This window comes from Campylobacter taeniopygiae (assembly GCF_005406225.1).
Taxonomy (GTDB): Bacteria; Campylobacterota; Campylobacteria; order Campylobacterales; family Campylobacteraceae; genus Campylobacter_D; species Campylobacter_D taeniopygiae.
Genome location: NZ_NXLY01000012.1, coordinates 17,005 through 29,299, shown reverse-complemented (window position 1 = coordinate 29,299; position 12,295 = coordinate 17,005). Strand labels below are relative to the sequence as shown.

Annotated in this window: 8 protein-coding genes; 3 read left to right on the top strand and 5 right to left on the bottom strand. The window is 30.4% G+C overall.

Annotated features, from left to right (window positions below; all coding sequences use genetic code 11):
- Positions 1-12: 12 nt before the first annotated feature.
- The 5 genes from CQA75_RS06740 to CQA75_RS06720 all read right to left on the bottom strand — a co-directional run bounded on the left by CQA75_RS06740 (position 13) and on the right by CQA75_RS06720 (position 6,488).
- On the bottom strand, positions 13-786 hold the full coding sequence (locus tag CQA75_RS06740; RefSeq protein ID WP_137624260.1) for a MetQ/NlpA family ABC transporter substrate-binding protein: 774 nt from the start codon (positions 784-786) through the stop codon (positions 13-15).
- 70 nt (positions 787-856) lie between these two features.
- Complete coding sequence (locus CQA75_RS06735) at positions 857-1,783, bottom strand: methionine ABC transporter permease (protein ID WP_137624259.1); 927 nt, start codon at positions 1,781-1,783, stop codon at positions 857-859.
- Positions 1,780-2,790, bottom strand: a complete 1,011-nt coding sequence (locus CQA75_RS06730) for a methionine ABC transporter ATP-binding protein (RefSeq protein ID WP_137624258.1) — start codon at positions 2,788-2,790, stop codon at positions 1,780-1,782. The genes CQA75_RS06735 and CQA75_RS06730 overlap by 4 nt, the downstream gene beginning before the upstream one ends.
- Before the next feature lie 3 nt (positions 2,791-2,793).
- Positions 2,794-5,412, bottom strand: coding sequence for a valine--tRNA ligase (locus CQA75_RS06725; protein ID WP_137624257.1), 2,619 nt, complete (start codon positions 5,410-5,412; stop codon positions 2,794-2,796).
- 29 nt (positions 5,413-5,441) lie between these two features.
- Entirely contained in the window at positions 5,442-6,488 is a 1,047-nt protein-coding gene (locus CQA75_RS06720; protein WP_137624256.1) for a hypothetical protein, read from the bottom strand.
- 125 nt (positions 6,489-6,613) lie between these two features.
- Here CQA75_RS06720 and CQA75_RS06715 point away from each other — a divergent pair, with 125 nt between their 5' ends.
- From CQA75_RS06715 to napA, 3 genes are all read left to right on the top strand, one after another.
- On the top strand, positions 6,614-8,638 hold the full coding sequence (locus tag CQA75_RS06715) for an ATP-dependent helicase (protein ID WP_137624255.1): 2,025 nt from the start codon (positions 6,614-6,616) through the stop codon (positions 8,636-8,638).
- Between the two features lie 86 nt (positions 8,639-8,724).
- Positions 8,725-9,249: a thiol peroxidase gene (gene tpx, locus CQA75_RS06710; protein WP_137624254.1), complete on the top strand. Its 525-nt coding sequence runs from the start codon at positions 8,725-8,727 to the stop codon at positions 9,247-9,249.
- A 264-nt stretch (positions 9,250-9,513) separates the two neighbouring features.
- On the top strand, positions 9,514-12,288 hold the full coding sequence (gene napA, locus CQA75_RS06705) for a periplasmic nitrate reductase subunit alpha (RefSeq protein WP_137624253.1): 2,775 nt from the start codon (positions 9,514-9,516) through the stop codon (positions 12,286-12,288).
- Positions 12,289-12,295 lie beyond the last annotated feature (7 nt).

The window sequence follows — 12,295 nt, the reverse complement described above, 5'->3', positions numbered from 1 at the left end:
CATATATTTTTATTAAAAAGCAGGTAAAACAGATCCATTATATTTGTTTAAAATAAACTGTTTTACTTTATCGCTTTGCAAAGCTTTAATCAAAGCTTTTATTTTGGGATCGTTTTCATGTCCAGCTTTAACAACTAAAATATTTGCATAAGGGCTGTTTTTATCTTCCATAAATATACTATCCTTAATAGGATTTAAATTAGCTGATAAAGCGTAATTAGAATTAATAACAGCAAAATCTACATCCCCTAAAGATCTTGGCAATTGTGCTGCTTTAAGTTCAATAAATTTTATTTTTTTTGGATTTTCTATAATGTCAAGTGGAGTTTTTAAGCCATTGTTTTTAAATTTTAAAGAGCATTTTTGCGCAATGATATCTAAGGCTCTGCTTTCATTTGTAGGATCATTAGGTATAGCGATACTTGATCCTTCTTTGATATTGTCTAAACTTTTATATTTTTTAGAATAAACAGCCATAGGTTCAATATGGATGCTAGCTACCTTGACAAGATTAGTGCCTTTATTTTTGTTAAATTCTTCTAAATAAGGCGTGTGTTGAAAAAAATTCGCATCAACTTCACCACTATCTACAGCTAAATTAGGCAAAATATAGTCTGTGAATTCTTTAATGACGAGTTTATAACCTTCTTTTTCAAGATCGGGCTTGATTTGTTCTAATATTTCAGCTTGAGGTACTGGTGTAGCAGCAACGCTGATAGTTTCTAGGGCATTGAGATTTAAAAACAAACCTAGCAAACTTGATATCAATAAAATTCTAATTTTCATTATTTTTTTCCTTTTTAGATAAATTAGATAAATAATTCATTTTTATATCTAATTTTTATTCATACTTTGCTTAAAAGTTATGAAATAATTTTTTCTTTTTTATAAATGTAAAAATAAACAATACAATTAAGAAAAAGCAGATTATAAATTGAAAAATGCAGTTTTCTTCATTGTTTAGACTTGATACTATGCTTATGGTAAATAAAACAATCAAAGAAAAAATAATATTTAAGCTTTTGTCATTTTTTGACCAAGAATAAAAAAGATTGCCTAAAATTTGTATGATTTGAACTAAGATTAGCAAAATAATAACAGTTTGTATCATGATTTCTTTATTAAATCGTTCATATCCATAGCGAATAGCAATATCACCAAGTCCGCCACCTCCAACCGTTCCGGCTAAAGCTGAAAAGCCTATGGTAAAGATTAGAATTAGGGTTAAGCCATTGATGATATTAGGCAAAGATTCTACAAAAATAACTTTAAAGATGATTTGTATATTGCTTGCCCCATAACTTTTAGCAGCTTCAATGATCCCTTTATCAACTTCTTTAAAAGCACTTTCTAAAGTTTTAGCCAAATAAGGAGCCACGCCAATAGCCAAAGGCACAATTGCCGCATCAGTTCCTATGCTCGTTCCAACAATGATTCTAGAAAGAGGCAATAAAATAACAATAAGGATCAAGAAAGGAAAGGCTCTTAAAATATTAATAATAAAATCTAAAATAGCATAAGCAAATTTATTTTGTTTGATGCCATTTTTATCCCAAATCGCAAGCAATATCGCAGGGATAATAGCCAAAATAAAGCCAAAAAATACAGACATTAAACTCATATAGATGGTTTCATTTAGTGCGGGTTTTAAGATAAGATCATAATTTTGAGGAAAAGTAAGAATAGAATCTGTCGCAACTTCTTTTATATCTTTCCAAGAAATTTCAGAAATAAATTGCGATATTCTGCCAAAAAAAGCATTCAAGAAATTTTCTTCATTCATGATGCAAACTCCCACAATACACCGTTTTTTTCTATATAGTTAAGCACTTTATCTTTATCTTTATGATCAATATTGATCACTAAATTTCCTAAGGCTTTGCCGTTTAATTTTTCTATTTTTCCCCAAACTATATTAAAATCTATATTCAAAGTTCTAGCCATATGAGTAATGATTGTATTTTCAACCACTTCTTTAGGAAAGTATAATTTTATATTTAACCCATGTGAAGGTAAAAAGTCGCTTTCGCCTAAAAATTCTTTCATTTTTTGATTGGGTTTTAAGAAAAGCTCATCAATAGCGCCACTTCCTATAATCTTACCTTGTTCTAGTAAAAGCGCCTTTTGTGCTATATCTTTTACCACATCCATTTCATGAGTTACTAAAACTACGGTAATTCCAAATTCAGCATTGATTTTATTGATAAGCTCTAAGATATTTTTAGTGGTATTAGGATCTAAAGCCGAAGTTGCTTCATCGCTGAGTAGAATTTTTGGATTTAAGGTTAAAGCTCTAGCAATGGCTACTCTTTGTTTTTGTCCTCCGCTTAATTCTTTTGGATAAGCGTTAAATTTATGCTTAAGGCCTACAATTTCAAGCAAAGAATGCACTTTTTCATTGATTTCTTTTTCGCTCATGTATTCTTTGTTGAAAATTTTAGAATGAATTTTACATTGAGAAAAATGTGTTCTAAGTGGCATAGCGATATTTTCAAATATATTTTTTCTTTCCATGAGAGCAAAATTTTGAAATATCATTCCTATATCTTTTCTTAGCATTCTAAGTTTTTTAGGATCTTTTTGCTTTAAATCTTTAATCTCTTCACCTAAGACTTTTAAATTTCCTTTTTGATAATCTTCAAGTCCGTTGATGCATCTTAAAAGAGTTGATTTTCCAGCTCCACTATGTCCAACGATGGCATAAATTTCACCTTTGTTGATTTCTAGGGAAACATCATTGATGACAAGTTCTTTTCCGTAATATTTTTTTAAATTTTTTATCTTTATCAAATTTTAACCTCTTAAATTAGCAAGTTCGGCGGATATTTTTTCAAGTTGTATTTGCAAATTTGATAAAGAATTTTTATTTTGCTCTACGACTTCTTTAGGGGCGTTGGCTACAAATTTTTCATTACTAAGCATTGAATTTATCTTAGCGCTTTCTTTTTCAAGTTTGGCTTTTTGGTTTTCAAGTCTTGATATAATCCCGCTAAGATCGACATTATCAAGTGTGATAAAAATTTCTAAATTATCGCTGACATCGCAAATTGCTTTTTCTAATTTCTGATTTGTAAATTCTATATTTTCACATTTTGCTAAAGTTTTTATAAATACAATAGATGAGTTTAATTCTTTTTCAAAAATAGGATTGTTAAGCTTGATATAAGCTTTTTCTATTTTGGAATTTCCTAAATCAATAAGGCTTTTAGCTCTTCGTATGCTTACAATGCTTTCGATCAATAAAGAAAAGGTGTTTTCTATATCATTTTCATTTTGTAAAACGATTTTAGGATATTGCGCGATCATGATGGAGGGGCTAGTTTCTAAGCTTGTATTGCTAAGCTCGTGATATAAGAATTCGCTAATAAAAGGCATAAAAGGATTTAAGAGTTTTAACGCTTCTTTAAAAATACTTCCAAGCTCTTTTACGCTTGATTTTTCAGCTTTGCTAAGTTCTATTCCCCAATCGCAAAAATCATCCCAGAAAAATTTATAAATTGTATTTGCAGCATCATTGAAGCGATAATTGTCCAAATTTTCTCTAACATTTTTAACGCAATTTTGAAATTTTGAAAAAATGTATTTTGCAAGTTTTGATTCTAAACTAATGTGTTCTAAATCCTCAAATTTGCTTTCATTTAAAAGTAAATAATTTGCCGCATTTACGATTTTGTTAGTAAAGTTTCTAACTTGCAAAAGTTTATCGTTACTAAGTTTGATATCCCTTCCTTGTATGGCAAGTAAAGCTAAGGTAAAACGCAAAATATCCGCGCTATATTCTTTAATGCTTTCATTAGGATCGATCACATTTCCAAGGCTTTTACTCATTTTTCTACCTTGTTCATCTTTAACAAGAGCATGCAAATAAATATCTTTAAAAGGTAAAGCGTTTAAAGCATTTGTGCTTTGAAACATCATTCTTGCTACCCAGAAAAACAAAATATCAAAGCCAGTTATCAATAAAGAATTAGGATAAAATTCTTTCAAATCTTCTTCAAACCAAATTTGATCTTTGCCCCAGTTTCCATTACCCCATCCTAAAGTACTCATAGCCCAAAGTCCAGAAGAAAACCAAGTGTCTAAAACATCTTCATCTTGTTTGAAATTTTTACTTTGGCATTTTGGGCAAATTTCAGGAGTATCTTCACTCGCCCATTCATGCGTGCATTCACAATAATACACGGGAATTTGATGTCCCCACCAAAGTTGTCTTGAAATGCACCAATCTTTTAAATCTTTCATCCAAGCGTTAAAGCTATTGATCCAATGATTTGGATAAAATTTACTTTCACCTAAAGCAACTTTTTCTATACTTTCTTTGGCGATTTCTTTTTTAACAAACCATTGTTTTGAAATATAAGGTTCAACGACATTGTTACAGCGATAACAATATCCTACTTGATTATTGTATTCTTCTATTTTTTCTATAAAGCCTAGTTCTTCAAGTTTAGCAACGATTTTCTCTCTTGCGTCTAAACGCTCTAAACCTTGAAATTCTAAACAATGTTCATTTAAAATACCTTTTTCATCAAAAACAGTTATAAAATCTAATTGATGTCTTAAACCAACTTCATAGTCGTTTATATCGTGTGCGGGAGTAACCTTAACCACTCCTGTTCCAAATTCTTTCTCAACTTGGGTATCTGCTATAATCTTGATAGCTTTTTGAGTGAGTGGTAAAACCACTTCTTTTCCTATAAGTTTATTGTAGCGTTCATCTTCTGGATGGATCATAACCGCTGTATCGCCAAAAAAGGTTTCTGGACGAGTGGTAGCTACGACTAAGTATTGATCGCTATCTTTTAAAAAATATTTAATATGATAGAGTTTTCCTTTGTTTTCTTTGTATTCGACTTCAATATCGCTTAAAGCTCCATCGTGAGTACACCAATTGATCATATAATTTCCACGAACGATAAGCTTTTTATTGTAAAGCTCAACAAAGGCTTTTTTAACGGCATTAACTAAACCTTCATCCATGGTAAAGCGTAAGCGACTCCAAGCTGGAGTTATGCCTAAAGTTCTCATTTGATCTAAAATTTTACCACCACTTTGTTCTTTCCACTGCCAAACTTCTTCTATAAATTTTTCTCTACCTAATTCTTCTTTTTTAAGTCCTTGTGCAAGAAGTTGCTTTTCAACTACGTTTTGAGTTGCAATACCCGCATGATCAAGTCCTGGCTGATAAAGAACTTTATAACCATCCATTCTTTTATAACGAGTCATTATATCTTGCAAAGTGAAAGTTAAAGCATGTCCGATATGAAGTACCCCAGTTACATTTGGAGGAGGCATCATGATGCAAAAATTTTTATTTTTTTCTTGTATGGATTTATTTCCGTCTATTTCAAAATATCCACGTTCTTCGCAAATTTTATAGTATTTTTCTTCGACTTCTTTATTATATACCATTATAAATATAACCTTTATTTTATAAAAAATTATTTAGATGAAATTTCTACCATTTCACAGAATGGGAAGAAATATTGTGCGAAATTAGCACCCGTTTTTAAACTTTTGATGTGCTTAGAAAATTCGCTACCTTTTCCTTCTTTTTTGATTTGGATACTGATTTTTTTGATTTTTTCCTCACGTGCGATGTGACTATCAATTTCTTGAGGATTATCCATATAAGGTTTGATTCTATCTACACTTATGTATTTATAAGCTTTTCTCATATCCGAAAATATAATATCTTTATTATAAACAGTTAGTTTCATTTCGCCTTTTGGAAGCATTTTTACAAAAATAGCTAGATTGTAATCTTTAGCATTAGTTTGTATAGGCTCTAATATCTCTTTTAACAAGTTAATTCTATAATCACTTAAAAATTTTCCATCTAAAATATATACTTGCATACCTTCGGTGCTTAATTGAGGTTCTAAGCGACTATCTTTTCCGATGGTTAAATATTCTTCAGCGACGCTAAGCTTGTGTTTTTTAGCATTTTTACCTGTTTTATTTTTTAAAGCTTTTTCTTGTTCTAGAAGTTTTCTTTGTCTTTCTATTTCTTTATTTAAAGCTTCTATTTTTGCTTTTTTCTCTTCTTCTGTGATCTCTTTTTTACTTTCAACTTTTTTTTCTGTTTTTTCTGCTAGTTTGCTTGATTCTGTTTTATTTGCCACACTTGTATTTTGTTCTTTGATTTCGCTTGATTTTTTTTCAACTTCTTTGCTTATGTTTTGCTCTTGTTGATTGTTTAAAGCAGTACTATTGTCTATTTTGCTTTCTACTTTACTTTCTTGTTTTTGATTATAGCTTGGATAAGATGGGGTGTTATAAGCATTGTTTGAATAATTATTATTTATTTGATTAGAATATGAATTTTGCTCATATGTATTTGATTGTGTATTAGTTTCATAATTGTTTGTTGGGGTGTAAGAATAATTTGGTTTTGAGTATTCAAAAAGGTAATAATACGTTCCTCCAAGTATTAAAATTACGGCGATTAGTATTCCAGCAATGACAGAAAAAACTTTAAAATTCATTTTTAATTTCCTTTTTTTATTTTAAAAATATTGTTTTATTTTACTACAATCAAATATAAAGAATATTTAAATTTTGTATTTTTAAGTAATTTTTTTTATAATTTTAACTTTTTTCAAGGAGTATAATGCCACTTTCTAGATTAAATGAGGAACAGTATCAAGCTGCAACCGCTGATTTTGGACACAATTTAATAATCGCAAGTGCGGGTACAGGAAAGACTTCTACTATCGTTGCAAGAATATCCTATCTTTTAAGCAAGGGCGTTGATCCGCAAAAAATAATGCTTTTAACTTTTACCAATAAAGCTAGTAAGGAAATGATCAGTCGTTTAAATATTTTTTTTGATAAAAGCATTACAAATAAAATTCTTGCAGGAACTTTTCATAGCACGGCTTATACTTTATTAAAAAATGCAAATAAAGATATTATTTTAAAACAAGCTAGTGAATTAAAAACTTTGCTTAGAAGCGTTTATGAAAAAAGAACTTTTAGACATTTAAGCGATATAAAACCTTATCAAGCAAGTTATTTATATGATGTGTATTCTTTGTTTCAAAATAAAGCACATGATCAAGATTTTTTTACTTGGTTTTGTAAAAATTATGAAGAACAAAGTATATATGCTGAAATTTATGAAGATATTTTTAAAGAATATGAAAATGAAAAAAAACGTTTTAATTATGTTGATTTTAACGACTTACTTTTAAATTTAAAAGAACTTTTAAAAGAAAAACAATATGAATTTGATGAAATTTTAGTGGATGAATATCAAGACACAAATACTTTGCAAAGCTCCTTAATTGAATCTTTTAAAAGTAAAAGTTTATTTTGTGTGGGTGATTATGATCAAAGTATTTATGCTTTTAATGGAGCAGATATTAATATTATCGGGAGTTTTAAAGAGCGTTTTAAGGATGCAAAAATATTTTCTTTAAATAAAAACTATCGTTCTTCAAGAAGCATTTTAGCTTTGGCAAACAAAGTGATTTTAAACAACGAAAGACTTTATCCTAAAGAATTGGTTGTTACAAGAAAAGATGAATTTAAAGCACCAACTTTATTGACTTTTGAAGAATTGTTTGATCAATATAAAAATATCGCTAAAATGATATTTACAAGTGGAGTAAATTTAGAAGAAATTGCAGTTATTTTTAGAAATAATTCAAGCGCTGATGGGATTGAGGTGGCTTTAAGAGAGCAAGGGATTGCTAGTACTAGAAAAGGTAGTGGAAGTTTTTTTGAAAGTTTAGAGGTTAAAGCTTTTAATGCTATTTTAGCCTTGGCGATTAATCCAAAAGATATCATGGCTTTTATCCATCTTATCCAATACACAAAAGGAGTTGGCGGGGTATTAGCAAAAGAAATTTTTGATGCACTTTTGAAATTAGGACATGGAAATTTAATCAAAGGTTTTTTAGAACCTGATAAAAACGTGAATTTGCAAAATCATCAAAAAAGAAATTATCAACTCGGTCTTTTTGGAGATTTGGATGAATTATTAGATGAAAAACGTTTTAATTTACAGAGTGAATTTAATACTCATCCTATTTTAAAAATTTCAAAAATCAATGATCTGTGTGCTAAAAATTTAGAAAAAATTTATTTTTTTTTAAAAGAAGCTATGGAGATTAAACACTCTTTAGCTTTGGTAAAATTAATTTGTCAAAATTCTTTTTATAGAGAAATTTGCGAAGAACTCGCTATTAAAAGAGCAACAAATAAAGCAGGGCAGGTTGATTTAACAAGAAAAGCTGAAAATTTAGAAAAAATAGAAGGCAAATTAAACGTCTTAAGAGAGCTTGCTAAAAACTATAGTGATATTTATAAATATTACAATTTTTTAACCTTAGGTGCTAGTGAAATGGGCAGCGAAAAAGGGGTTAGCTTATTGAGTGTTCATGCAAGCAAAGGTTTAGAATTTGATCTTGTTTTTGTGGTGGATCTTGCACAAGGTCGTTTTCCTAATCAAAAACTTATGGGGACGGGTGGAAGCTTAGAAGAAGAAAGAAGACTTTTTTATGTTGCAGTCACTAGAGCAAGAAATATACTTTATCTTAGTTATGCAAAATATGATAAAAATAAAAAAACCTCTTTTGCTCCTTCATGTTTCTTAATAGAAGCTGGACTTTGCAAAGCGGAGAAACTTTGATTTTAAAAAAATATTAGTATTCATAAGATATAATTACTCTTAAAACATAATTTCAATGTTTTAAACTATAAATAAAGGAGAATATTATGAGTTCAGTTAATTTTAAAGGAAGTCCAGTAAAGCTTAAAGGAAATGCTTTAGAAGTTGGAGATCAAGCACCAAAATTAAGCTTAAAAGCAAAAGATTTAAGTTTAGTTGAAATCGGTGCAGCTGGAAAAACTCAAATTATTTTAAGTGTACCAAGCCTTGATACTCCAGTATGTGCTACAGAGGCTAGAGATTTTAATAAAAAAGTAGCAAGTTATAACGGAGCAGAAGTTATTATAGTGAGCATGGATTTACCTTTTGCTATGGGAAGATTTTGCAGTACAGAAGGTATAGAAAATTTAACCGTAGCTAGTGATTTTGTTTCTAAAGAATTTGGTGAAAAATATGGAGTTTTAATCGAAGATACCGCATTAGAAGGTCTTTTAGCTCGTGCTGTATTTGTGATTAAAGATGGAAAAATCGCTTATAAAGAATTAGTCAATGAAATCACAGAAATGCCTGATATATCTAAACTTGATTCTTTTTTCAATAGCTGCGGTTGCGGTGGTTGTGGTTGTCATTAATCTAAATATTTTGGTCACAAGCTTTTGTGACCATTTATAAACAACTAATCTTTTAAAATATATTTTTTTCTTTTTTGGTACAGATGTAACCTTTAGGGTATTTTTTTATTGTTTTATATTATTTCTTTTTTGTAAAAATTTCTTTTAAAAATGCTATAAAATAGATATTTAAAATTATTATCTTTACTTGAAAAAATAAAACAAAATTTACATTTAACTGCTATAATTAGCCGACTTTTTATTTTTTTAAAAGGAGAATAGTATATGAATAGAAGGGATTTTATTAAAAATACCGCTATTGCAAGTGCTGCTAGTGTAGCAGGATTGAGCGTGCCAACTTCTATGCTTGCTAAGCAAGAAGAGAATTGGAAATGGGATAAAGCCGTTTGTAGATTTTGCGGAACAGGCTGTGGAATTATGATAGCTAGAAAAGATGGCAAAATAGTCGCTACAAAGGGAGATCCAGAAGCCCCAGTTAATCGTGGTCTTAACTGTATCAAAGGATATTTTAATGCTAAAATTATGTACGGAGAAGATCGCCTTGTTATGCCTTTAATGCGTGTCAATGATAAAGGTGAATTTGATAAAAAAGGTAAATTTCAACAAGTTTCTTGGAAAAGAGCCTTTGATGAAATGGAAAAACAATTTAAAAAAGCTTATAATGAATTAGGCGTAAGTGGCGTAGGTATTTTTGGTAGTGGTCAATATACTATTCAGGAAGGTTATGCAGCTTTAAAACTTGCAAAAGCTGGTTTTAGAACAAATAATATCGATCCAAATGCAAGACATTGTATGGCTTCAGCGGTTGTAGGTTTTATGCAAACTTTTGGCGTGGATGAGCCATCAGGTTGTTATGATGATATAGAGCTTACAGATACTATCGTTACTTGGGGTGCTAATATGGCAGAAATGCATCCTATTTTGTGGTCTAGGGTAAGTGATAGAAAATTAAGCAATCTTGATAAAGTTAAGGTTGTTAATTTAAGTACCTATTCAAATAGAACTTCAAATATTGCTGATATAGAAATTATTTTTAAACCAAATACCGATTTAGCAATATGGAACTATATCGCAAGAGAAATCGTTTATAATCATCCAGAAGCAATGGATAAAGAATTTATTAACAAGCATTGTGTTTTTGCAACAGGCTATGCTGATATCGGCTATGGTATGAGAAATAATCCAAATCACCCTAAATTTAAAGCCAGTGAAAAAGATACAGTTGAAAAAGAAAATGTAATCACTTTAGATGATGATGAGGCGACTTCCTTAGCATATCTTGGAGTAAAAAAGGGTGATAAATTCCATATGAAACATCAAGGTGTAGCGGATAAAAACTGGGAAATCTCTTTTGAAGAATTTAAAAAAGGTTTAGCTCCTTATACACTTGAATATACAGCAAAAGTTGCTAAAGGCGATGATGATGAATCTTTAGAAGACTTTAAGAAGAAACTTGAGCAATTAGCAAAATTATACATAGAAAAAAATCGCAAGATAGTAAGTTTTTGGACTATGGGCTTTAACCAACACACTCGTGGTTCTTGGGTTAATGAACAAGCTTATATGGTACATTTATTACTTGGAAAACAAGCAAAACCAGGTTCTGGAGCCTTTTCTTTAACTGGACAACCAAGTGCTTGTGGAACAGCAAGAGAAGTGGGAACTTTTTCACATCGTTTGCCTGCTGATATGGTTGTGGCAAATCCAAAACATAGAGAAATTTCAGAAAAAATATGGAAAGTTCCAGCTAAAACAATCAATCCAAAACCAGGCTCTCCTTTTGTTGGAATCATGAGAGATTTAGAGGATGGTAAAATTAAATTTATTTGGGTTCAAGTAAATAACCCGTGGCAAAATACTGCTAATGCAAATCACTGGATTAAAGCCGCTAGAGATATGGATAATTTCATCGTTGTGAGTGATTGTTATCCAGGAATTTCAGCAAAAGTAGCTGATCTTATTTTGCCAAGCGCTATGATTTATGAAAAATGGGGTGCTTATGGAAATGCTGAAAGAAGAACTCAGCATTGGAGACAACAAGTTTTACCAGTAGGTGCTGCTATGAGTGATACTTGGCAAATTTTTGAATTTGCAAAAAGATTTAAACTTAAAGAAGTTTGGAAAGAGCAAAAAGTTGATGATAAACTCACTTTACCAAGCGTCTTAGAAGAAGCAAAAGCTATGGGATATAACGAAGATAATACTTTATTTGATGTATTATTTGCCAATAAAGAAGCAAGAAGCTTTAAAACAAATGATCCAATCGCTAAAGGTTTTGATAATACCGATGCTAACGGAGATGAAAGAAAAATCGAAGGCAGCGATGGAAAAGAATTTAAAGGTTATGGCTTCTTTGTTCAAAAATATCTTTGGGAAGAGTATAGAAAATTTGGTTTAGGTCACGGACATGATTTGGCTGAATTTGATACTTACCATAAAGTAAGGGGTTTAAGATGGCCAGTTGTTAATGGCAAAGAAACTCAATGGAGATTTAATACTAAATTTGATTATTATGCTAAAAAAGCTTCTCCAAATTCTGATTTTGCTTTCTATGGTGGATTTGATAAAATGTTAGCAAATGGTGATCTAAAAGCTCCGATTGATGAAAAACCACATAGTATTAAAAATAAAGCAAAAATTTTCTTTAGACCATTTATGAAAGCTCCAGAAAGACCTGATAAAGAGTATCCATTCTGGTTAGCAACGGGTAGGGTTTTAGAGCATTGGCATAGTGGAACGATGACTATGCGTGTTCCAGAGCTTTATAGAGCTGTTCCTGAAGCACTTTGTTATATGAGTGAAAAAGATGGAGAAAAATTAGGTTTAAAACAAGATGATTTGGTTTGGATAGAGTCACGTCGTGGTAAAGTAAAAGCAAGAGTTGATATGAGAGGAAGAAATAAACCACCGGTAGGTCTTGTATATGTTCCTTGGTTTGATGAAAATGTGTACATCAATAAAGTTACTTTAGATGCTACTTGCCCACTTTCAAAACAAACTGATTATAAAAAATGTGCGGTAAAAATTTACAAGGCTTAATCTAAGG